A 23,854-nucleotide genomic window follows, 5' to 3' on the forward strand; every position below is an offset into this window, starting at 1 on the left:
GCGGCGCCCAACCGCACGGTGCGGCGCTGCCGAGGGGGTGGCGGAAAGGTTGGTCATAGCGGCCCCTGCATCGTTCCTGGGCATGGCATGTCCGCCGGTCCGGGGGTGGCCGGCGCCATGGGCATACACCGGGGCCTCGCAAGCCGCCTCGCCGTCCGGATCCTCGACGCGGGCGGGGAGATCCGGAACCTCCAGCGGCTCGATCCCGAAGCGGCGCTCTCCACACCTGCACCGTGTCGGCGCTCATCGCCCAGGAGGGGGCGTTGGCGGTCAGCCGCGCGTCTCGTCGCCCGCGGTCAGCCGCGCCTCGATGGCGGCAAGGCGCGTCAGCACCTCGTCGCGGTAGGCATCGGTCCGCGAGACATCCTCGGCGGAATGGGCGTCCTGCATCGAGTTGACGATAAGGCCCACCAGCAGGTTCACGACCGCAAAGGTCGTGACCATGATGAAGGGCACGAAGAAGGCCCAGGCATAGGGATAAAGCTCCATCACCGGGCGCACGATGCCCATCGACCAGCTTTCCAGCGTCATGATCTGGAACAGCGAATAGGCCGACTGGCCGATGTCGCCGAACCACTCGGGAAAGGCCGTGCCGAACAGCTTGGTCGCCATGACGCTCGCGATGTAGAAGATGATCGCCATCAGCAGGAAGACCGAACCCATGCCGGGCAGCGCGGTGATGAAGCCCTCGACCACCCGGCGCAGCCGCGGCGCGACCGAGATCACCCGCAGCACCCGCAGGATGCGCATCGCGCGCAGCACCGACAGTCCCTGCCCAACCGGGAACAGGCTGATGCCCACGATCACGAAGTCGAAGAGATTCCAGCCCGAGCGGAAGAACCGCAGCCGCTCGGCATAGATCTTCAGGGCCAGCTCCAGCACGAAGATCGCAAGGCACAGCCGGTCCAGCGTCAGGATCAGCGATCCGGCCGCGGCCATCAGGGTGGGCGATGTCTCCATCCCCAGCAGGACCGCATTCAGAAGGATCACCGCGATGATCCCCTGCCGCACCGCCGGCGCCTCAATCCACGCTCTTACCGTTTCCCGCACTGTCATCTCGTCCTCGCGCTCTGCCTTTGCGACGCGATATGTGCGCAACGGGCCGGCTCCGGCAAGGGGATGGCCCACTTGAGGGTCACGCCACCCGCACCACAGGCCCTGAGGTTCACCGCCGCAGGATCCGCAAGGCCCGCGGGTCAGGCCGCGCGGCCCGCGATGATCCGGTCGAGCCAGCCCACCGCCATGTCCGGGACCGAGGCCAGGAGCCGCCCGGTGTAGGGCTCGTGCGGCGGCGCGAAGACCCTGCCTTTCTCGCCCTGCTCCACGATGCGGCCGTGCTGCATCACAACCACCCGGTCCGCAATGGCGCGCACCACCTCGAGGTCGTGGGTGATGAACAGGTAGGACACGCCCAGACGTTCCTTCAGCCCGATCATCATCCGCAGCACGTCGGCCTGCACCACCTTGTCGAGCGCCGAGGTGATCTCGTCGCAGATGATGAGTTCCGGCTCCGCCGCCAGCGCCCGCGCGATGGCCACGCGCTGCTTCTGGCCGCCCGAGAGCTGGCCGGGCAGCCGGTCGGCATGGCTCGCATCAAGCTCGACCATGCGCAGAAGCTCGATCAGCCGCTTCTCGCGCGCGACGCCCCGCAACCCCTGATAGAGGGTCAGCGGCCGGCCCACGATGGCGCGCACCGTCTGGCGCGGGTTCAGCGCCGTATCGGCCGACTGGTAGATGATCTGGATGCGGCGCAACAGCTCGAGCGGGCGCTGCCGCAGCTTTGGGGGCAGCGCCGCCCCGTCGAAGAGGGCCCGCCCCGCCGAGGGCGCCTTCAGCCCCGCGATCACCCGGCCGAGCGTCGACTTGCCGGAGCCGGATTCGCCCACCAGCGCCACCGTCTCGCCGCGCCCGATCCGCAGGTCGATGTCCTGAAGCACCTCGAACGTGCCAAAGCGCGCGCCGAGACCCTCGACCGACAGAAGCGGCGCGCGGGGCGTCTCCTGGGTTTCCGGGTCGTTCGCGGGCATCTCGTGGACCGCCCAGAGGCTCTGCGTGTAGGGATGCTCGGGGTGATCCATGATCGCGGCGATCGGCGCCTCCTCCACCACCTCGCCATAGCGCAGGACCGCCACGCGATGGGCGATCTGCGCCACGACCGCCAGATCGTGGGTGATATAGATCGCGGCCACGCCGAACTCCGCGATCACCTTGCGGATCGAGATCAGCACCTCGACCTGCGTCGTCACATCGAGCGCGGTGGTCGGCTCGTCGAAGACGATCAGCGCCGGATTGCAGATCATGGCCATCGCCACCATCGCCCGCTGCAGCTGGCCGCCCGACACCTGATGCGGGTAGCGCGCGCCGAAATTCTGCGGGTCGGGCAGCTGCAGCGCGGTGAAGAGGGCCACCGCCCGTTTCTCGGCCTCCGCGCGCGAGAGGCCGCCGCGATCCACCGCCACCAACGTGATCTGATCCATCAAGCGATGCACCGGATTGAAGGCCGCCTGCGCGCTCTGCGCCACATAGGCCACCTTCGTGCCGCGCAGGCGGCGACGCTGTTCCTCGGGGATGGCGAGAAGCTCGGTGCCCATCAGCCGCACCGAGCCGCCGCTCGCACGCGCTCCGGGCCGCAGGTAGCCGAGGGCCGCGAGCCCCACCGTGGATTTGCCAGCGCCGGATTCCCCCACAAGCCCCAGCACCTCGCCCTTGCGCAGGGTCAGGCTCACTCCCCGGACGATCTGGGACCAGTGGTCCGAGGATTTCGCCTCGATCCTCAGGTCGCGGATCTCGAGGACGGCGGGGGATTGGTCGGAAGCCATGGCTCAGCCCTCCTCGTTCAGGCCGCTGACCCGGTTCAGCAGCCAGTCGACCACGAAATTGACCGCAATCGCGAGGAGCGCGATGGAGGCCGCCGGGATCAGCGGCGTGATATCGCCCATGTTGATGAGGGCCGCATTGTCCCGGACCATCGAGCCCCATTCCGCCATCGGCGGCTGGATGCCCACGCCGAGGAAGGAGAGCGCCGCGATGGACAGGAAGATGAAGCAGAAGCGCATCCCGAGCTCGGACAGGATCAGCGGCAGCACGTTCGGGAACACCTCGTGGACCGAGATCCAGAGCAGGTTTTCACCGCGCACCCGGGCCGCCTCGACGAAATCGAGGCTCGCCACGTTCAGCGCCGCCGCGCGCGAGATGCGGAAGAAGCGGGTCGAGGTCAGCACGGCGATGATGAGGATGAGGTTCGGAATCGAATTGCCGAAGATCGACAGGATCATCAGGATGAAGATCAGATCCGGCACCGACATCAGCGCATCCACGAAGCGCGAGATCGCCTGATCGACGAAGCCGCCGATCAGCGCCGAAAAGACACCGAGCAGGCAGCCGATCCCGAAGGAGATCAGCGTGGTCACGAGGGCGATGGAGATCGAGTTCCGCGCGCCGAAGATCAGCCGCGACAGGAAATCCCGGCCGAGCTGGTCGGTGCCCAGCAGATGCTCGGCGCTCCAGCCGTCGAAGGGTATGCGCGAGACCACCTCGACCTCGCCATAGGGCGCGATCCAGGGCGCGAAGATCGCAACGAAGGCGTAGATCGCGAGGAGGACCATTCCCAGTCGCGCGGTGAAGGGCGCGGTTGCGAGGAGCCTGCGGGCGCGGGTCAGGCGCGACGGCGTGGCGGGGCGGGCGTCGATGCTCTGGTCCATGATACCCCTCTCTCAGCGCGGATGCAGCAGGCGCGGATTGCTGACGATCGAGACGATGTCCGCCAACAGGTTGAAGCCGATGTAGGCCGTGGCGAAGATCAGCGCGCAGGCCTGGATCACCGGCACGTCGCGGTTGCGCACCGCATCGATCATCGCCTGCCCCACGCCCGGATAGACGAAGACCACCTCGATCACGACGACGCCGGAGATGAGATAGGCGAGGTTCAGCGCCACCACGCTCGCGATGGGGCCGATGGCGTTGGGCAGCGCCTGACGCATCACGACCCGGCCCTCGGACTCGCCCTTCAGCCGCGCCATCTCGACATAGGGGCTCGACATCACCGACAGGATCGCCGCGCGCGTGTTGCGGATCATGTGCGCGAGGATGACGAGGAGAAGCGTCAGGATCGGCAGCACCATGCGGTAGAGCTGCTCGCCCAGATCCATGCTGTTGCGGATCCCCGCCATCGAGGGAAACCACTGCAGCTTCACGGCGAAGATCATCATCATGAGATAGGCCACGAAGAATTCGGGCAGCGAGATCGAGGCGAGCGTCGAGGTTGACAGGAAGCGGTCGATGAACCGGCCGCGGAACCGCGCGCAGATCACGCCGAGCGTGATCGCGAGCGGCACGGCGATGGCGGCCGTGATCGAGGCCAGCGTGATCGTGTTGAGCAGCCGCGGCCCCAGCACCGCCATCACCGGCCGGCCGGCGAAGGACTGGCCGAGCTCGCCCGTCGCCGCCGCGCCGAGCCAGCTCAGGTAGCGCCAGAGCGCCGGCCGGTCGAGGCCGAGCTTCGTCTCGAGAGCCGCCACCGCCTCGGGCGTCGCATTCTGCCCGAGGATGGCCGAGGCATAGCTGCCCGGCAGCAGGCTTACGGAAAAGAAGATCACCAGAGACACGATAAGGAGGCTGAGAAGCCCCAGACCGACCCGACTGACCACCATGGACAAGATCGGATGGGAAGTTCTGTTCATACTCGGCAGTCTCCGGCAGGGATCGGGTGAGAGGGCACGGTCGGGCAGGTCCGCCCACCCGAAGGCATCAGATGTCGGTGCGCCACCATCGCTCGGCGCAGCGGTGATTGTCGGCGGGCAGGATCCCTCCGGTCTCGCCATGGCCGATGGCACGGGACATGGCGAGAAGCCAGGAGACGAAGGCCACCGTGATCACGCCGCCCTCGTCATGCAGGATCTGCTGCATCTCGGCATAATGCGCGCCCCGCGTGGTCGGATCGGTCTCCGACCGCGCCGCCGCATGCAACTCGTCGAATCGGGAGTTGCGGAAGCCCGTGTTGTTCCAGGGCGCGTCGGAGGTGTAGGAGGTCGCGAACAGCCAGTCGAGCGTGACCCGCCCATACCAGTCCGCGGCGTTGAAAGGCTTCACCAGCCAGACATTGTCCCAGTAGCCGTCATCGGCCTCCTGCACGAGGTTGATGGTGATGCCGGCGCGCGCCGCATGCTCGCGGAACAGCACCCCCGCCTCGACCGCGCCGGGGAAGGCCGACTCCGCGACCGAGAGATCGACCGTGAGCCCCTCGATCCCGGCCTCGGCCAGAAGCGCCCGCGCGGCCTCGGGGTCGTAGCGGTGCTCGGGCGGCGTCTCGGCCCGGAAGGGCATGATCCGCGCCACCGGATTGTCGTTGCCGGTCTCGCCCTCGCCGAGGAAGACCTTGGCGATCACATCCTCGCGGTCGAGGCTGAGCTTCAGGGCCTGACGCACCGCCGGATGGTCGAAGGGCGCCGTCTGGCAGTTCATGTCAAAGGTCAGGTGCCGCAGGCTCGGCGTGCGGTGCAGCACCAGATCGGGGTTGCGCTCGATGAGGGGGACGTTGCGGATGTCGAGATCCTCGATCACATCGACCTCGCCGGTCAGCAGCGCATTCAGCCGGGCCGCCCGGTCGGGGATCGCGATGAACTCGACCTCGTCGAAATGCGGCAGGCCCGGCTTGTGATAGCGGGGATTGCGGACCAGCCGGACCGCGACGCCGGGCTCGAAACTGTCCAGCCGGAAGGCGCCGGTGCCGATGCCGCTTTCCCAGTCGATGCCGCCCCCCTCCTTCGCCGGGAAGATCGACAGGTGATAGTCCGACAGCAGATAGGGGAAGTCGGCATTGCCCTGCGTGAGTGTCACGATCAGCCGGTCCTCGCCCTCGACCGCGATCTCCTTGATCTGGCTGACGATGGCGAGCGCGCCCGAGGTGCTGTCTTCGCCCATGTGGTGAAGCAGCGATTGCCGCGCATCCTCGGACGTGAAGGGGCGGCGGTCGTGGAAGGTCACGCCCTTGCGCAGCGTGAAGGTCCAGCGGGTCGCCCCCTCCGCCTCCTCCCAGCGTTCGGCCAGATCGCCCGCCAGCGACCCGTCCGGCAAAAGCTCGACGAGGTTGTTGCAGAGCGCCCCGTTGAAGGCCGCGCCGCACATCACCGTCGCCCAGCTTCCGGGCTCGAGCGAATCCTGCTGCGAGCCGTCATTGACGCCGTAGCGCAGCCGGCCGCCCCGCTTCGGCCCTTCCTCGGCCCGGAGCGAGGCGGGCAGGCAGAAGGCGCCGGCCAGGACGGCCGCGCCGCCGAGAAAGGCCCGCCGCGAGGGTGCGAGGCCCAGGGCCCGCACCGGGATCGGCCCGCCGATGGGGCCCGTGGGGTAGCGCATCAGGTTTCCTCCGCCCTGAACGATAATGTCGGAACGTGAGCCCGGCGCGCGCCGCGCTTCCCGGGAACGGACCGGCCGGGCCTCAGTCCTTGACCCACCACCGCTCGCACATCCGCATGTTGTCGAGCGGCATCAGCCCGCCGACCTCGCCGAAGCCGATGCGGTTCGAGACGGCATTGCGCCAGCTCACGAAGGCCACCGTGATGACATTGCCGTCGTCGCGCAGGATCTCCTGCATCTCGGCGTAGCAGGCCATGCGCTTGGCCTCGTCGGTCTCGGCGCGGGCCATCTGGTGCAGTTCGTCGAACCGCGCGTTCGACCAGCCCGAGTTCCAGGGCGCCCCGGTGACATAGCTCGTCGAGAAGAGCCAGTCGACCGTGGCGCGGCCGAAGTAATCGACGGCGCAGAAGGGCTTCTTGCGCCAGACATTCTCCCAGTAGCCGTCGGCCGCCTCCTGGACGATATTGATCGTGATGCCGGCCTCGGCCGCATGCCGCTGGTAGAGCGTCGCCGCTTCGATGGCGCCGGCAAAGGCATTCTCGGCGACCGACAGATCAACGCTGACCTGATCGAGCCCGGCCTTCGCCAGATGCTCCCTGGCCTTCTCGACGCTGTAGTCGCGCGCGGGCAGTTCGTGGTGGAACTTCTGGATCGAGGCCACCGGATTGTCGTTGCCCTTCGTGGCCTCGCCCAGGAACACCTTCTCGATCACGTCGTCCCGGTCGAGCGCATGTTTCAGCGCCAGCCGCACGTCGGGATTGTCGAAGGGCGCGACGCGCGTGTCCATGTCGAAGGTGAAATGGCGCAGGCTCGGGATGCGCTGCACCGAGAAATCGCCGCTGCGCTCGACCATCGCCACGTTGCGGATGTCGAGATCCTGGATGAAATCGACCTCGCCCGTCAGCAGCGCGTTCAGCCGGGCCGTGGCGTCGGTGATGTTGATGAACTCCACCTCGTCGAGATAGGGCTTGTTGTTCTTGTGATAGTTCGGGTTGCGCTTGAGGCGGGTGGCGATGCCCGGCTCGAAGCTCTCGAGGGTGAAGGCCCCGGTGCCGTTGGCGCTCTCCATGTCGATCCCGCCGCCGTCGAGGGCCGGATAGATCGACAGGTGATAGTCGGACAGCAGATAGGGCAGATCGGCATTGCCCTCCGAGAGGGTGATGCGGACCGTATCCGACCCCTCGACCTCGATCGTCTCGATCTGCTCGACGATGGCGCGCGCCCCGGAGGTCGAGTCCGGCTTCATGTGGTGTTCGAGCGACTGGCGCACATCTTCGGCGTCGAGGCTCTTGCCGTTGTGGAAGGTCACGCCCGACCGCAGCTTGAAGCGCCAGACCTTTGCGCCGGGCTCGGCCTCCCAGCTCTCGGCGAGATCGCCCGCGACCGAGCCGTCGGGCAGGATCTCGACAAGGTTGTTATAGACACCGCCGTTGAACGAGGCGCCGGTCCAGCTCGTCGACCAGCTGCCGGGGTCGAGATTATCGTTCTGAGAGGCATTGTGCAGGCCCAGACGCATGAAGCCCCCGGCCTTGGGCGCGGCCTCCTGCGCACGCAATCCACCCGGCAGGCCGACCACGGCCCCGGCCGCCAGCAGCGCCGAACTGCGGGCCAGAAACTCGCGGCGCGACAGCTGTCCGCGTCGCAGTCGCGTGACCAGATCGTCCATCATCAGGTGGTGCGATTTGTTCATGTGTTCACCCTGTCAGATTCGGTTATCGTTGGAAGTCCCACCGGGTTGCGGCTGTCTTGGGCAGCCATCCGTCGCGCCGGCGATCTTGTCAAAGCGACGATACGCGGAAATCGGAACCTGTCAACAAACTGATTGACCAATCAATCGAGCAACCGCCAGAATGCCTCGCAAGCACCCCTGCCCGAGGCCCATCCCAGCATGTCCGACACCTCCCTCGCCTATCTCGGCGCCACGCAACTGACAGCTCTTTACGCCGCCCGGAAAATCTCGCCGGTCGAGGTTGTGAGCGAGCTGCTCTCGCGGATCGAGGCCAGTGCCACCACGCTGAACGCGGTCTGCTTCACCTATGCCGAGGAGGCGCTGGAGGCCGCGCGGCAGTCCGAGGCGCGCTACATGTCGGGCGCGCAGAAACCGGGCAGGATCGACGGCGTTCCGACCGCGCTCAAGGACGAGACCATGATGGCGGGCAAGGTCACCACCTACGGCTCGCTCCTTTATGCGGACCATGTGGCGGCGAAGAGCGCGCCGGTCGTGCAGCGGCTGGTGGAGGCGGGCGCGGTGATCCATGCCCGCACCACCACGCCGGAATTCTCCTGCGCCCCCTTCTGCCACTCGCGGCAATGGGGCGTGACCCGCAATCCGTGGAACCCCGCCTTCACGCCCGGCGGCTCTTCGGGCGGTTCCGGGGTGGCGCTGGCGGCGGGCCTCGCACCGCTGGCCACGGGCTCGGACATCGGCGGCTCGATCCGGATCCCCGCATCGGCCTCGGGGGTCGTGGGCTTCAAGCCGCCCTACGGCCGCGTGCCCTCCACGCCGCCCTTCAACCTCGATCCCTACAACCATCCCGGCCCCATGGCGCGCACGGTCGAGGATTGCCTGCTGATGCAGAACGTGCTCGCCGGGCCGCATCCCGAAGACATCGCCTCGCTGAAGCCGAAGCTCGAGCTGCGCCTCGACCGGTCGGGGGTGAAGGGCTGGAAGATCGCCTATTCGCTGGATTTCGGCTTCATGGAGATCGACAGGGCGGTTCGGGCCAACACGCTCGCCGCGCTGGAGGTGTTCCGCACGCTCGGCGCCGAGGTCACGGAGGTGGCGCTCCCCTGGTCCTGGGAGGTCTATCGGGCCGCCGCCACCCATCACAGGGCGCTCTTCGGCGCCTGGCTCGCCGAGTATCTGGACGAGCGGGAGGACCGGCTGACCTCCTACGCCCGCCGCTTCGCCCGCGAGTCGCTCGCCACCACCACCCGCGACTATCTCGCGGGGATGGAGGTCGAGGGGCGGATCTGGTCGCATTTCGGCCCGATGATGGAAGGGTTCGACCTGTTCCTCTGCCCCACGCTCGCGATCCCCGCCGTGCCGGCCGAGTTCGATTTCTCCGATCCGCTGGTCATCAACGGGCAGCAGATCGATTCCTATCTCGGCTGGACCATGGCCTGGCCCTTCAACATGCTCAGCCGCTGCCCGGTCCTCTCCGTGCCCTCGGGCCATGCCCCGAACGGCGTGCCGACCGGCATTCAGCTGGTGGGCCGGACCTACGACGACCAGACCGTCTTCACCGCGGGCCTCGCCTACGAGGCCGCCACCGGCGGCTGGTATGGCACCGACGCCACCCGCCCCTCCCTGCCCTTCTGAGGCCCCCATGAAAACGATCTTCTCCGAAAAGCACGCGTTGCAGAGCGTGGAGCGCGAATTCTACCGCGGCGGCTGGGTCGAGGCCTTCGAGATCCCCCGCCGGGCCGAGCTTGTGCGGGCCGCCGTCACCCGCGCGGGCCTCGGGCCGGTGATGGCGCCCGAGCCGTTCGACCTCGGGCCCGTGCTGGCCGTCCATGACGCGGCCTTCGTGCGGTTCCTGGAAGGCGCCTGGGAGAGCTGGACGGCCGAGATGGGGCCGATCCCGGCCTATCCCAATCTCTGGCCGCCGCGCCGGTCGCGGTCGATCCCGACTGTCCGGCCGGGGGCGGAACTCGGGCGCTATGCCGTCGACATGAGCAGCCCGATCCTCGCCGGCACCTGGGAGGCGGCGCGGGCGGCCGTCGATTGCGGCCTGACCGGCGTGGCGCTGATCGAGGCGGGCGAGCCCGCGGCCTTCGCCCTCTGCCGCCCGCCGGGGCACCATGCCGGGCGCGACTATTTCGGCGGCTACTGCTTCCTCAACAATGCCGCGATCGCCGCGCAGCAGTTCCGCAGCCTCGGTGCGGCGCGGGTGGCGGTGCTCGACATCGATTATCACCACGGCAACGGGACGCAGGACATCTTCTACGACCGCGGCGACGTGCTGACCGTCTCGGTTCACGGCGACCCGGTGCAGGAATACCCCTATTACATCGGCTTTGCGGACGAGACCGGCGAGGGTGACGGAGAGGGCACGAACCTGAACCTGCCCCTGCCCTGGGGCGCGGATTTCGCGGCCTACCGCCGCGCGCTGACCGAGGGACTGGCGCGGATCCGCGCGTTCGCCCCCGACCGGCTGGTGGTCTCGCTGGGCGTGGACACGTTCGCGGGCGATCCGATCTCGCATTTCCGGCTGGAGAGCGGGGATTATCCGCAGATCGGCGCGATGATCGCCGCCCTCGGCCTGCCCACCCTCTTCGCGATGGAGGGCGGCTATGCCATCGAGGCGATCGGCGAGAATGTCGTCCACCTGCTGGAAGGCTTCGAGGCGGCGCGCGGCTGAGGCGCGGGCCACGCCCCCGGGGTTCAGAAATCCTCGGGGAAGATCAGCCGCAGATAGGCCGTGGCAGCGTCGTGGCCGCGCTTCTGCCCCTCGGCGACGGTGATGGGCAGGAGCAGGTTCTCGACCCAGAGCCCCGAGATCATGGCGTTCAGCGTCAGCGCCACCTGCTCGGCCTCGACCGCCCGCCCGCGCAGCGCCGCAAGCTCGGCCACATCGGCGGCCACCGCCTCGTTATACTGCACCCGGAGCGCCGCACAGCGTTTGCGGAAGCTGGGCACCCGCGCAGCCTCGGCCCAGAAGGCGAGCCAGAGGGCGATGGACTCGTGACCGGCCGCCTTGCGGCTGAAGTCCGTGTCGATCATGTGCCGGATCCGCTCGGCCGGACCGCGCTGCGAGGCGTTCAACTGGGCCAGATAGGCCTCGTATTCCGCCGCAGAATGATCCAGCGCGGCAAAGATGATGCCTTCCTTCGACTGGAAGTGGAAGGCGACCACGCCGTAGGAGCATTGCGCCTCGGCGGCGATGGAGTTGATGGTGACGCCCGTCAGACCGCGCTTCGAGATCACCTTCACCGCCGCCTTCAACAGCGACCGGCGCCGGTCCACGACCTGATCGTCGCGGGTCCTCGTCGGGGCAGTGCCGCTGCGTTTCGCTCTCGGTTTCGGCTCGGTCATGGGAGCTCTGGTCACTTTGCGGCAGGATCGGGGAGCGGCGCAGTCCCCTCGGGAATAAAGGGCGGAAAGTCAATGTCAAGTTCCGGCAGGTTCGAGCCCCAGAAGCCCCGCCGCATTGTCATGGAGCCAGAGCCGGCGCGTGTCCGCATCGAGCCCCAGCGTGTCGAGTTCGGCCAAAGCTGTCTCGACCGGCATCATTGGAAAAGCCGATCCGAAGATGATCTTCTCCTTCAGGAGGGTGCGGCCGTATTGCAGCAGCGGCTCGTAGCCCGAATGCGCCTTGGCGAGAAGTTTCGGCCGGACGGCCAGGACCCCGATGGAGAGGTTGGGATGGCGCCAGGCGACGCCGATCAGCTCCTGCACCCAGGGCCAGCCGGGCGGCGAGGCCACGGCGCGCAACTCCGGGAAGCGCACCATGACATTGTCGAGATATTCTGGGCGGCCGATCGACATGGGCGTGTGGGTCGAGAAGTTGATGCCGCAATGGATGTTCACCGGCACGCCGAGGTCGATGGCCTTCTCGTAGAGCGGAAAGAGCCGCTCGTCGTCGGGGCGCATCTTCAGCTCGAAACATTGCAGGTTGAGCCCCCGCAGCCCGAGATGGCGGATCGCGTGATCGAAGCGGTCCACCGCATCGGCCTGCCAGGGATCGACGCCGGCGAAGCCCACATAGCGCGGGCCGTGCGCCCGGATGAACTCGGCCACCGCCTCGTTGGAGATCTGGAAACCGAAGGTCGTGGTGAGATCGCGCGCCTTCAGCACCACATGGCGCGCGCCGAGCCGCTCGTAGGTCTCGAGCCAGCTGTCGAGCCCCTGCGCCGCATCCGAGGCGGCCGAGCGGCGCTCGCTCGCCTGATAGACCCGGCGGTAATTCTCCAGATGCGGGGCGGCGGGCGAGAAATCCGGGTGCGGCGGACGCGAGGAAAAATCGATCAGCATCGGGTCAGCTCCATTTCCGGCGGTCTTCGAGGATGACTTTCGCCGCATTGTGGCCCGGAACGCCGGTCACGCCGCCGCCGGGGTGGACCGAGGCCGAGGCCTGATAGAGACGGTCCACCGGGCTGCGGTAGTCGGCGAACTGCGGCGAAGGACGGCGGAAGAACATCTGGTCCGCGCTGATCTCGCCGTGATGGACATGGCCGTTCGGCAGATCGAAGATCCGCTCGAGGTCCAGCGGCGTCAGGATCTGTCGATGCAGGATCTTGTCCTCGATGTCCGGGAACTGGCTCTTCAGCACGGCCAGCGCCCGGCCCCACAGCTCCTCGCGGCGGCTGTCCCAGTCGCCCCGCGCGAGCGTGTAGGGCGCATGACCGCCGAAGACATTCATGATGTGATGGCCCTCGGGCGCGAGCGTCGGATCGACGATCGAGGGGACCTTGACGATCAGGAAGGGCGCCTCGGCGATCTCGCCGCCCTGCGCCTGATGCCAGGCGCGCTCCATGTAGGCCACGTTCGGCGCGATGGTCATCTGGGGCACGGTGGCGCCCTGCGGATTGGTCTGGCCGAAGATGGGCGCCTCGGGCAACGCCGAGAGAGCCAGATTGACCCGGAAGACCGTGCTCTCGCAGCGGATGTTGCGGATGTCGCGGTTGAATTCCTCGGGGAGTTCGGCGGGATCGAGAAGCTTGGTGAAGGTCGTCCGGGCGGTGGCATTGGCGATCACGATCTTCGAGCGGATCTCCTCGCCGCCCTCCAGCCGCACGCCCGTGGCGCGGCCGTTCTCGACAAGGATCCTCTCCACCGGGCAGGAGGTGCGCACCTCCATGCCATGCGCCTCGCCCGAGCGGCGGATCGCGTCGGAAATGGCGCCCATCCCGCCCTTCATGAAGCCGGCGGGCCCCGCGGCGGTGCCGCCGTCGCGCACGATGCCGCGCGCGAGCATATAGGCCGAACCGGGTGTCTTCAGGCTGGAATTGGCCCCGCCCCCGCCGGCGAAGAAGCCCAGGACCAGCTTCACCTCGTCGGAGGTGAACCAGCGCGAGAGATAGTCCCAGGCGCTCATCGTGAGGAGATTGTAGATGTCGTAGAATTGCGGCCCGACCTTGCGGAAGCGCCAGACGAAGCCCGCGAGCCGCTTCAGATCCCGGATCTTGCCGCTGCCGGGATCGACCGGCACCTCCCACAGAAGCTGCTTCATGTGCGGCGCGATCTTCAGCATGTGCGCGCGATAGCCGGCATAGGCCGCGCCGTCGATGTTCGAGAATTTCGCGATCTCGGCCGCGAACCGCTCCGGATCGTCCCACATCGTAAAGGTGCGCCCGCCCTCGAGCGCGAAGACGGTGGGCGCGGCGGGGATCACCTCGAAGCCATATTTCTGCAATTCGAGATCGAGGATGACCTTCGGCTGCAGAAGCCCCTGATAATAGGAGGCGAGCGAACTGCGGTAGCCGGGCGCGATCTCGCCCGTCACCGCCGCGCCGCCGACAACGGGCTGACGTTCCACCACCAGAACCTTCACGCCCGCGCGCGCGAGATAGGCGCCGCAGGTCAGCCCGTTGTGGCCGCCGCCCACGATGATCGCATCATACGGCGGGCTCATGCGGAGGCTCCCTCGGTCGCGGGGATCCATTCCCCGGTGGCGCGGTCGTAGCTGCCCGCGCGCAGGTCGGCGACGCCCGCGGTGATCCGCGGCTTGGCGATCTTGAGCGAGGCGGTGCGAGGGAAATCCTCGACGAAGGCGTAGAACCGCGGCACCTTGAAGGGGGCGAGCCCGGCCTGTGCGGTGGCCACGATGCCCTCAAGGATCGCGGCATCGGCGACTACACCCTCCTTCAGGCGGATGCAGGCCTTGACCTCCTCGCCGCGCAGCGGATCGGGCACGCCCACCACCGCCACCTCGGCCACTCCGGGCGCTGCGGCCAGCACCGTCTCGACCTCACGCGCGGCGATGTTCTCGGCCGAGCGGCGGATCATGTCCTTCTTGCGGCCCAAGATGTGGAAGAACCCGTCCTCATCCTGGCGGAACAGGTCGCCCGAAGAGAACCAGCCGTCCTTCAGCACCTCGGCCGTGGCCTCGGGATTGTTGTAATAGCCGAGCATGATGCCCGGGCCGCGGATCTGCAGTTCGCCGATCTCGCCCCGCGCGACGGGCTGGCCGTCCTCGCCCACGATGCGGCATTCGCGGAACGGACACGGCAGCCCGCAAGAGCCCGAGCCCACCTTGTCCGCGCGCTCGATGGGGGCGAACATCGCCGGGCCGATCTCGGTCATGCCGAAAGCCTCGCGGGCGTTCAGGTCGAACCGCTCTTCGAGCCCGCGGTGCAGGTCGCGCGGGCAGCCGTAGATGTTGGCGCGCACGACCCGGTTGTGCGCGTCATGCGGCTGCGGCGCCATGCCGTGCAGCACCCAGGGCAGCAGGCAGAAGTCGATCTCATGCTCAACAAGCCAGCCCGAGAAGCGGCTGGTCGATTGCCGGGCCGCAACGAACAGGGTGCCGCGCTGATAGAGCGTCATCAGCAGGAGCCACTGCGGATCCATGTAGAAGAAAGGGGTCGAGGCGAGGATGCGCCGGTAGGTCCGGCCGTCGCGGAAGGCGTTCACCTTCCCGGCCGAGATCCAGTAGCGCTGGCCGAGCATGCAGCCCTTGGGAAAGCCCGAGGTGCCGGAGGTGAACTGGATGTTCAGGAGATCGTCATGCCCAACCGGCTCGGGCGGGGTGAAGGCGTCCTGCGGCGTCGATGCAAGCTCGGCCCAGTCGTGCGCCCCGCCCTCGGCCCGGCCCACGACGATCAGCCGTTGCGCGGGCAGCGCGATCAAGCCCGCGGCGTCCGCCTCGTCGAGCACGGCCCGCGTGCTGTCGTGGGTCACCACCCATTCCGCCTCGGCGACCTTCATCACATGGGCGATCTCGCGCGGCGTATAGCCGGGATTGATCGGCAGCATCACCGCTCCGATCCGCCCGAGCGCGAGCCAGGTCAGCGGAAAGGCCTCGACGTTCGGCAGCATCACCCCCACATGGGTGCCCTTGCCGATCCCGAGGGCCACGAGGCTCGCGGCCAGCCCGTTCACCCTGCGGCGCATCTCGGCGTATGTGAGGGTCTCGCCACTCTCGAAGAAGTTCCACACCACCCGGTCGCCGGCCTCCGCGGCGGCCGCGTCGATGAGCGCCCCGATATTCTCCGGCAAGGGCTCGGCCTCGATCCGGCGGCGGCGCTCCTCATAGGGCACGACGGTCTGGGCGAGGACGTCATCCTTCCACATCGCTGGACTCCAGTCAGTGGCGTGGCGATAGGGAAAGGCACCCCGCCCGCAGCGCAGGCGGGGCGCGCGAGGGTCAATGAGCGAACCAGACCGCCTTGAGGTCCGTGTATTTGTCCATCGCATGCAGCGACTTGTCCCGGCCGAAGCCCGATTGCTTGAAGCCGCCGAAGGGCACGGCGAGCGAGCCGCGGTCGAAGCAGTTGACCCAGACCACGCCCGCGCGGAGCGCCTTGGCCGCGCGATGGGCGTTCTTCACAGACCCGGTCCAGACCGCGCCCGCGAGCCCGTAGACGGTGTCATTGGCCACCGCCATCGCCTCATCGAAGCCCTTCACCGGGATGGCCGAGAGCACGGGCCCGAAGATCTCTTCCTGCGCGATCTTCATGTCGTTGCGCACACCCTCGAAGATCGTGGGCTCGATGTAGAAGCCGCCGGTCTCGGTCTTCACCCGGCCGCCGCCGAGCACGGGTCGCGCGCCGTCGGCGCGGCCGGCGTCGATATAACCCAGCACGCGGTCCATCTGCTCTTCGCTCACCATCGAGCCCATGCGGGTGGCGGTGTCGAGCGGATCGCCGGGCGCAAAGACCTTGGCCTGAGCCGCGATCTTCTCGAGGAGCTGGTCGTGGATCGTCTCGTCCACGATGAGGCGCGAGCCCGCGTTGCAGACCTGTCCGGTGTTGGCAAAGATGCCGGCCGCGATCCCGGCCGCCGCCGCGTCCAGATCGTCGCAATCCGCCAGCACCACCTGAGGCGACTTGCCCCCAAGCTCGAGCCCGATGCGCTTGATATTGGACTGACCGGAATACTGCATGAAATACTTGCCGACCTCGGTCGAGCCGGTGAAGCCCACGCAATCGACATCCATATGCAGCCCGAGCGCCTTGCCTGCGATATGACCAAGCCCCGGCACCACGTTCAGGACCCCCGGAGGCATCCCCGCCTCGATGGCGAGTTCGCCGAACTTCAGCGCGGTGAAGGGCGATTGTTCGGCGGGCTTCAGGATCACCGAATTGCCGGTGGCGAGCGCAGGCCCGAGCTTCCAGGCGGCCATCGACATCGGATAGTTCCACGGCACCACGGCCGCCACGATCCCCAGCGGCTCGCGCATGACGAGCGTCGTCATGTCATGCGCCGTGGCCGCCACCTCGCCATAGACCTTGTCGATCGCCTCGGCATACCAGGCGATGCAGGCGGCAGCGCTCACCACGTCGCCGTTGTAGGCGTTGGCGATGGGCTTGCCCACGTTGAGCGTCTCGAGCAGCGCCAGCTCCTCGCGGTGGGCAAGGATCAGCTCGGAGAAGCGCAGCAGGATGCGCCGCCGGTCGGCCGGGGCCATCCGCGACCAGACGCCTGACTCGAACGCCTTGCGCGCCGAGCGCACCGCGACATCCACATCCGCGGCATTGCACGAGGCCACATCGGTCAGCAGGCGCCCGTCGCCCGGATAGATGCAGGCGAAGGTCTCGCCCGACAGGCTGTCGACATACTGGCCGTCGATGAAGGGGCGGTTCGGAAGGGCCACGGCTTTGGCGCGGGCGTGCCAGTCGATCTCTTGCAGCATCTGGATCCTGTCGGAGGGAGTTTCGTCGCGGCCGCCTCAGACGGCGGCCGGTTCTTTCGCGGTCAGACCGTGGGCCGCGCCCACTTCGGTGATCGCCTGCCGCATGATCGCCACCATGTCGTCGATCTGCGCGCGCGAGATGATGAGCGGCGGCGAGATCACGCAGAGGTCGCCCAGCGGGCGCACGATCAGCCCCAGCTCGAAGCAGCGCTCGTCGATCTTCAGCGTGAAGGCCTTGTCCTCGGCCGTGCCGTCCGCACGGGTCGGGTCGAGCAGGCATTGCACGCAACCCACGAGGCCCACCGACCGGGTTTCCGCCACGCCCGGCAGATCGCGCAGCGAAGCGAGCGCCGCGGCGAAATGATCCGCCATCTCGCGCGCCTGATCGACGATGCCCTCGCGCTCCATCAGCTCGATGTTGGCGAGCGCCGCGGCGCAGGCCACCGGCTGGTTGCTGTAGGTGTAGCCGTTGGTGAACCAGCTTCCCCTGGCATTCTCGCCCGAGATCCGCGCCAGCACCGCCTCGGAGATCGCGAGCCCGCCGAGCGGGACGTAGCCCGAGGTCACGCCCTTGGCGAAGGTGATGATGTCCGGCACCACCCCGAACACCTTTTCCGAGGCGAACCACTCGCCGCAGCGGCCGAAGCCCGTCACCACCTCGTCCGAGATATAGAGGATGTCGTGCTTCTCGCAGATCGCCTTGAAGCGCGCGTGATAGCCCTTGGGCGGGATGATGACGCCGCCCGAGGCGAGGATCGGCTCGGCCAGGAAGGCCGCGATCGTGTCGGGGCCGAGGCTTTCGATCCGGTCCTCGAACTCCTGCACCAGATCGTCGAGGAAGGCCTCCTGGCTGCGGTTGCCCGCGTGGCGGGGGTTCGGGCTCGACAGGAAAGAGATCCGGTCCTGCTCGATGTCGAAGTTCGGCCAGTTGCCGGTGCGCCCCGTGCAGGCGGCGGTGAGCGCGGTCGAGCCGTGATAGCCGTCGTAGCGCACGATGATGCGCTTCTTCTGCGGCCGGCCCAGCACGTTGTTGTAGAATTCCGAGAAGCGCAGCGCGCTGTCCACCGCGGTCGAGCCGCCGGTGGTGAAGAAGATCCGGTTGAGATCGCCCGGCGTCAGCGTGGCGATCTTCTGGGCCAGCCGCGCCGCGGGGCTCGATGCCATGTACCAGGGCGAGGCGTAGGGCAGAACCATCGCCTGATGCGCCATGGCATCGACGATCTCGCGCCGGCCGTAGCCCACCTGCGCGCACCACATGCCCGCCGGCCCGTCGATCAGGCGGCGGCCGTCCTCGGCATAGACATAGATGCCCTCGGCATGGGTCAGCACCGGCTGCGCCGCCTTCCCGAGCTTCGCCATCTCCTGCGCCGGCAGGAGAACGTGATCCCGCATCGCCGCGCCCACCGCACCGACCGCTTTCGCCGCGTCATTCAGCGCCATCGCCGCCCCCCGTCATCCGCACCTTGCGTCATTCTCCGACGGCCCCGTGCAACCGGGCACCGCCTCCGCCGTCAGTTGTGGTCCCTCTGGCTGGACAAGTCAACATTTTTGATTGCCCAATCAATCAAAAATCTTGCGCGCCCCTTTCTGCCATGGTTAATCTGGCCGTGGCCGCCCCCGGGTCGGCCGGGATCTGGCATCCTCTGTGGCAAGATCATCGAAAGGCCCAAGGCACCATGACCACCGACCTCATCCGGCGCAGGGACATCGACCAGATCGCGCTCCTGACCCTTGCCAACCCTCCGGTCAACGCGCTCGGCCGCGCCGTCCGCCAGAAACTCGCCGCCCTGGCGTCCGAGCTGGAGGCCGACGACAGCGTGCGCGCCGTGGTGCTGACAGGCGAAGGCCGGGTCTTCGTCGGCGGCGCGGACATCGGCGAGTTCGACCGCCCGCCCGAGGAGCCGCATCTGCCCGACGTGATCGCGGCCATCGAGGCGGCGCGGAAGCCCTGGGTCGCCGCGCTGAACGGCGCCGCCCTCGGCGGCGGGGCCGAGCTGGCGCTCGGCTGCCATTACCGGATCTTCGCGAAAGAGGCCCGGCTCGGCTTGCCCGAGACTGCATTGGGCCTCATCCCCGGCGCAGGCGGCACGCAGCGCCTGCCGCGGCGGATCGGCCTCGCCCCCGCCATCGAGGTCATCACCGCGGGTCGCACCCTTTCGGCCAATGAGGCGCAGGACGCGGGCCTCGCGGACCGGATCGCGGCGGGCGATCTGATCGCCGAGGCGCAGGCCTTCGCCCGCACCCTCGACGGTCCCCTGCCCCAGCCGGCCGGCGCGGCTTCGCTCGCCGATCCCGGGCCCGCCTTCTGGGAGGAGGCCCGCGCGCGCATCGCCAAAGCGGCCCGGGGCAACCCCGCACCCGTCGCGGCGCTCGAGGCGATCCACGTGGGCGTGGCAGAGGGCTTCGCCGCCGGCCTGCGCGCCGAGCGCGAGACTTTCCTGAGGCTGCGCGGCTCGGACGAGGCCGCGGCCCTGCGCCATCTCTTCTTCGCCGAGCGTGCCGCAGTGCGCCCGGCCGCTCTCCGCGGCATCGAGCCCGCGCCCATGGCCCGCATCGGCGTGATCGGCGGCGGCACGATGGGCAGCGGCATCGCGGCCGCCATTGCCGCGGCGGGGCTCGAGGTAACGCTCGCCGAAACCGGGTCCGATGCGCTCGAGGCGGGCCTCACGCGGGTCAGGGCCATCTTCGAGGCGCAGGTGACGCGGGGGCTGACGGATCGGGCGGGCGCGGCGGACCGGCTGGCCCGCGTCAGCGGCACGGTCGGCCTCGGCCCTCTCGCGGTCTGCGATCTGGTGATCGAGGCGGTCTTTGAGGATCTCGCCGTCAAGCGGCGGGTCTTCGAAGACCTCACCCGCCTCTGCCGACCGGACGCGATCCTCGCCACAAACACGTCCTACCTCGACCCCGAGCGGATCGTGGCGGGCCTGCCCAACCCCGACCGCTTCATCGCGCTGCATTTCTTCAGCCCGGCGCAGGTGATGAAGCTCCTGGAGATCGTGCCCCTGGCCGCTACCACGTCCCGGACGCTCGCGACGGGCTTCGCGCTCGCCGCGCGGCTGGGCAAGATCCCGGTGCAGGCGGGCAACGGCGAGGGCTTCATCGGCAACCGCATCCTCAAGCGCTACCGCGCCGAAGCCGAGGCCCTTCTGTTCGCGGGCGCCAGCCCCGCCGAGGTCGATCAGGCGATGCGCGCCTTCGGCTTCGGGATGGGCCCGTTCGAGATGCAGGACATGGCCGGGCTCGACATCGCCTTCCGTGCCCGCGAGGCGGCGCGCGCACAGGGGCAGGACCTGCCCGAGGGGCCGGGCGACCGGCTGGTGCGCGCCGGCCGCCTCGGCCGGAAGTCGGGCGGCGGCTGGTACGATTACGCCCCCGAGAGCCGCCAGCCCCATCCGTCGGCCGAGGTGGCCGCGCTCATCGCCCCTCTGGTGACCCCGCGCCCCCGGCCGAGCGCCATGGAGATCGCGGAGCGGCTCATCGGCGCGATGGCCGAGGAAGGCCAGAGGATCTGCGACGAGGGCCTCGCGCAAGGCCCGGCGGACATCGATCTGGTCGAGGTCCATGGCTACGGGTTCCCGCGCCACAAGGGCGGCCCGATGTTCCACACCGCCCGCAAGGGTCCGACCCGTGCGGGAGGGCCGGCGTGCCCCGGCCCGACCAACGCCGATCCACGCAAGGGAGGAGCCGCACCGACATGACAGAGGTCTTCATCTGCGACTATATCCGCACCCCCATCGGCCGCTACGGCGGGGTGCTCTCCTCCGTCCGCGCGGACGATCTGGGGGCGGTGCCGCTGAAGGCCCTGATGGCCCGCAACGGCGCCGTGGACTGGGAGGCGGTGGACGACGTGATCTTCGGCTGCGCCAATCAGGCGGGCGACGACAACCGCAACGTGGCGCGCATGTCGGCGCTGCTGGCTGGGCTGCCGGTCGGCGTCAGCGGCACGACGATCAACCGGCTCTGCGGCTCGGGCATGGACGCCGTGCTGATCGCCGCCCGCCAGCTCGCGGCGGGCGAGGCGGAACTCGTGATCGCGGGCGGCGTCGAGAGCATGTCGCGCGCGCCCTTCGTGCTTGCCAAGGCCGGGACCGCCTTCTCGCGCACGGCCGAGATCCACGACACCACCATCGGCTGGCGCTTCGTCAATCCGGCGATGGAGGCGGCCCACGGCGTCGAGTCCATGCCGCAGACCGGGCAGAATGTCGCCGGCGATTTCGGCATCGGCCGAGAGGCGCAGGATGCGATGGCCCTCGCCTCGCAGGTGAAGGCCGCGGCGGCGCAGGCGAGCGGGCGGCTTGCGCAGGAGATCACGCCGGTCCTCGTTCCGCAGCCCAAGGGCGAGCCGATCCCGGTCGAGCGCGACGAGCATCCGCGGGCAACGACGCTCGAGGCGCTGGCAAGGCTCAAGCCGCTCTTTCCGGGCGGATCGGTCACGGCGGGCAATTCCAGCGGCGTCAACGACGGCGCGGCGGCGCTGATCCTCGCGAGCGAGGACGCGGCCCGGCGCCACGGGCTCACGCCCATCGCGCGCGTGCTGGGAGGGGCCACGGCCGGCGTCCCGCCGCGGATCATGGGCATGGGCCCCGTGCCCGCCGCGCGGAAGCTGATGGCCCGGCTCGGGCTGACGGAGGCGGAGTTCGACGTGATCGAACTGAACGAGGCCTTCGCCGCACAGGCTGTTGCGACGCTCCGGCACCTAGGCATTTCCGAGGACGATGCGCGGGTGAACCCGAACGGGGGCGCCATCGCGCTCGGTCATCCTCTGGGCATGTCGGGCGCGCGTCTCACCGGAACCGCCGCGCTCCAGCTCCAGCTCTCCGGCGGGCGCCGGTCGCTCTCGACCATGTGCGTCGGCGTGGGTCAGGGCATTGCGGTGGCCCTCGAGCGGGTGTGACCGCGGTTGCAGAAGAACCGTCCCGCTTCATGGGCGCAACGGAGCCCCTCTGTCGCCTTGTCCCCAGATCCGCGCCGCGGCGCGACCGCTTTCGGTGACGACGCAGATGTGCGTCTCGTCGAGCGACACATCAAGACCCCGAAAATCCATGGCCTGAACTCCTGGGTCGATTGCGCTGGCGGACACACGGAGGCAAGCGCCTGCGGAACCTGAGAGGCGGTTCCCGTGCTTTCCCTCCAGTCACAGTCATTCGTGAGGCAGACATGGAAAAGCCGAGGCCCGACCCGCCGCCCCTGCTACTCGCCCTTGTGCCGGTCCTGCTGACACTCGGACTCCTGGCCGTTCAGTTGTTCTATTTCGGCGACTTCACCCCGCATATTCCTCTGGTCATCGGACTGGCGATCACCGGGCTTGTCGGCGTGCTGCGCGGGCAGGAATGGCTGGACATCCGCGAGGGGGTCTTCCACGTCATCCATGTCTCGATGCCCTCGCTCTCGGTGCTGATCGTGGTGGGCATGATCATCGGGGTCTGGATCGCCTCGGGAACGGTGCCGACGCTGATCTACTACGGGCTGACCATCCTGAACCCGTCGATCTTCCTCGCCGCGGCGATGATCCTCTGTTCGGTCGTCTCGCTCTCGCTGGGCACCAGCTGGGGCACGGTGGGCACGGTGGGCCTTGCGCTGATGGGTATCGGTGCAGGCTTCGGCATTCCGGCCTACTGGACGGCGGGCGCCGTCGTCTCGGGCGCGTTCTTCGGCGACAAGATCTCGCCGCTGTCCGACACGACCAACCTCGCCCCCGCAGTCACCGGAGTGAACATCTTCGATCATATCCGCAACATGCTGCCGACGACGGTGCCCGCGATGCTGATCGCGCTGGTGGCCTATCTGGCCGCCGGCTACGCGCTCATCGGATCGGACGAGGCCTCATTCGGCGCCATCGACAGGATCACCCGGGAACTTGACGCGAGGTTCGAGATCGGTCTCGTGCCGCTCTTGCCGGCGCTCGTGGTCGTGGTTCTGGCGCTGATGCGCAAGCCGCCGCTGCCGTCGTTGTTCGCAGGGGTGCTGGTGGGGGCGCTGATCGCGATCTTCCAGCAGGGCGCGGGCGTGCATGACGTCTTCACCTACGCCCAGTCAGGCTATGCCATCGACACCGGGGTGGCCGAAATAGACTCGCTGCTGAACTCGGGTGGCATCCAGTCGATGATGTGGACCATCTCGCTGATGCTGATCGCGCTCGGCTTCGGGGGCGCGCTGGAGCGCACCGGCTGCCTCGAGGCGATCATCACGGCGATCATCGCGCGCGTGAAGACCTTCGCGGCGGTGCAAAGCTCGGCCATCGCCACCGCCTTCGCCACCAATCTGGTGGCCGGAGACCCCTATATTTCCATCGCTCTGCCGGGGCGGATGTATTCGCCGCTTTACCGCGGGATGGGCTATTCCACCCTGAACCTCAGCCGCGCGGTCGAAGAGGGTGGGACGCTGATGAGCCCGCTGATCCCGTGGAACGCCGGCGGCGCCTTCGTGATCTCGGCGCTGGGGCTCGGGATCATGTCGGGCGACATCCAGAACCTGCTCTACATCCCGCTCGCCTTCGCCTGCTGGACGGCGCCGCTGATCGGTGTCTTCTACGCCTTCACCGGCTTCTTTTCTCCGCGGGCGACCGATGACGAACGGGCCGGCTGGGACAAGTCGTCCGAGGATGTCATGGATCTCGAAGATCACGCGCTCTCGGACAGCAACGCCTGACCGGCAGGCGGAAGGTTGTTCCACTGAACATCGCGGCCGCGGGGCTGTCTTCGGCC

General features: G+C 68.3%; 17 protein-coding genes. 5 read left to right on the plus strand and 12 right to left on the minus strand.

Going from position 1 to position 23,854, the window contains the following annotated elements:
* Positions 1-270: 270 nt before the first annotated feature.
* The 6 genes from LV780_RS13710 to LV780_RS13735 form a co-directional block, all read right to left on the minus strand.
* A complete protein-coding gene (locus LV780_RS13710) occupies positions 271-1,056 on the minus strand; it encodes an ion transporter (RefSeq protein WP_108222044.1) in 786 nt (261 codons plus the stop codon).
* A gap of 140 nt (positions 1,057-1,196) precedes the next feature.
* Complete coding sequence (locus LV780_RS13715; RefSeq protein ID WP_108222000.1) at positions 1,197-2,819, minus strand: ABC transporter ATP-binding protein; 1,623 nt, start codon at positions 2,817-2,819, stop codon at positions 1,197-1,199.
* A 3-nt stretch (positions 2,820-2,822) separates the two neighbouring features.
* Positions 2,823-3,701 (minus strand): ABC transporter permease, encoded by an 879-nt coding sequence (locus LV780_RS13720; protein ID WP_108222002.1) that lies wholly within the window; start codon positions 3,699-3,701, stop codon positions 2,823-2,825.
* A gap of 12 nt (positions 3,702-3,713) precedes the next feature.
* Positions 3,714-4,679: an ABC transporter permease gene (locus tag LV780_RS13725; protein ID WP_108222003.1), complete on the minus strand. Its 966-nt coding sequence runs from the start codon at positions 4,677-4,679 to the stop codon at positions 3,714-3,716.
* Between the two features lie 67 nt (positions 4,680-4,746).
* Complete coding sequence (locus LV780_RS13730; protein WP_108222005.1) at positions 4,747-6,351, minus strand: ABC transporter substrate-binding protein; 1,605 nt, start codon at positions 6,349-6,351, stop codon at positions 4,747-4,749.
* 82 nt (positions 6,352-6,433) lie between these two features.
* Positions 6,434-8,041: an ABC transporter substrate-binding protein gene (locus tag LV780_RS13735; RefSeq protein WP_108222007.1), complete on the minus strand. Its 1,608-nt coding sequence runs from the start codon at positions 8,039-8,041 to the stop codon at positions 6,434-6,436.
* 198 nt (positions 8,042-8,239) lie between these two features.
* Here LV780_RS13735 and LV780_RS13740 point away from each other — a divergent pair, with 198 nt between their 5' ends.
* Entirely contained in the window at positions 8,240-9,673 is a 1,434-nt protein-coding gene (locus LV780_RS13740) for an amidase (RefSeq protein WP_108222009.1), read from the plus strand.
* A gap of 7 nt (positions 9,674-9,680) precedes the next feature.
* Positions 9,681-10,715: a histone deacetylase family protein gene (locus LV780_RS13745; RefSeq protein ID WP_108222011.1), complete on the plus strand. Its 1,035-nt coding sequence runs from the start codon at positions 9,681-9,683 to the stop codon at positions 10,713-10,715.
* Positions 10,716-10,738: 23 nt separating this feature from the next.
* Here LV780_RS13745 and LV780_RS13750 read toward each other — a convergent pair whose 3' ends face one another.
* From LV780_RS13750 to LV780_RS13775, 6 genes are all read right to left on the minus strand, one after another.
* Positions 10,739-11,389, minus strand: coding sequence for a TetR family transcriptional regulator C-terminal domain-containing protein (locus tag LV780_RS13750; RefSeq protein WP_011909785.1), 651 nt, complete (start codon positions 11,387-11,389; stop codon positions 10,739-10,741).
* 75 nt (positions 11,390-11,464) lie between these two features.
* Entirely contained in the window at positions 11,465-12,328 is an 864-nt protein-coding gene (locus LV780_RS13755) for an amidohydrolase family protein (protein ID WP_108222013.1), read from the minus strand.
* A gap of 4 nt (positions 12,329-12,332) precedes the next feature.
* The gene (locus LV780_RS13760) at positions 12,333-13,928 is read right to left on the minus strand and encodes a phytoene desaturase family protein (RefSeq protein WP_108222015.1); all 1,596 of its coding nucleotides are present in this window, start codon (positions 13,926-13,928) and stop codon (positions 12,333-12,335) included.
* Positions 13,925-15,589 carry a class I adenylate-forming enzyme family protein gene (locus LV780_RS13765; RefSeq protein WP_108222017.1) on the minus strand — a complete coding sequence of 555 codons (1,665 nt, stop codon included), beginning with the start codon at positions 15,587-15,589 and terminating at the stop codon, positions 13,925-13,927. The genes LV780_RS13760 and LV780_RS13765 overlap by 4 nt, the downstream gene beginning before the upstream one ends.
* Positions 15,590-15,662: 73 nt before the next feature.
* On the minus strand, positions 15,663-17,150 hold the full coding sequence (locus tag LV780_RS13770; RefSeq protein ID WP_108222019.1) for an aldehyde dehydrogenase: 1,488 nt from the start codon (positions 17,148-17,150) through the stop codon (positions 15,663-15,665).
* Between the two features lie 36 nt (positions 17,151-17,186).
* A complete protein-coding gene (locus tag LV780_RS13775; RefSeq protein ID WP_108222021.1) occupies positions 17,187-18,590 on the minus strand; it encodes an aminotransferase in 1,404 nt (467 codons plus the stop codon).
* A gap of 236 nt (positions 18,591-18,826) precedes the next feature.
* Here LV780_RS13775 and LV780_RS13780 point away from each other — a divergent pair, with 236 nt between their 5' ends.
* From LV780_RS13780 to nhaC, 3 genes are all read left to right on the plus strand, one after another.
* The gene (locus LV780_RS13780; protein WP_108222023.1) at positions 18,827-20,848 is read left to right on the plus strand and encodes a 3-hydroxyacyl-CoA dehydrogenase NAD-binding domain-containing protein; all 2,022 of its coding nucleotides are present in this window, start codon (positions 18,827-18,829) and stop codon (positions 20,846-20,848) included.
* Positions 20,845-22,044: a 3-oxoadipyl-CoA thiolase gene (gene pcaF, locus LV780_RS13785; protein WP_108222025.1), complete on the plus strand. Its 1,200-nt coding sequence runs from the start codon at positions 20,845-20,847 to the stop codon at positions 22,042-22,044. Before LV780_RS13780 ends, pcaF begins: the two co-directional genes overlap by 4 nt.
* A 263-nt stretch (positions 22,045-22,307) precedes the next feature.
* The gene (nhaC, locus tag LV780_RS13790) at positions 22,308-23,798 is read left to right on the plus strand and encodes a Na+/H+ antiporter NhaC (protein ID WP_108222027.1); all 1,491 of its coding nucleotides are present in this window, start codon (positions 22,308-22,310) and stop codon (positions 23,796-23,798) included.
* Positions 23,799-23,854 lie beyond the last annotated feature (56 nt).

The sequence above is a fragment of the Cereibacter azotoformans genome (assembly GCF_021391315.1).
GTDB lineage: Bacteria > Pseudomonadota > Alphaproteobacteria > Rhodobacterales > Rhodobacteraceae > Cereibacter_A > Cereibacter_A azotoformans.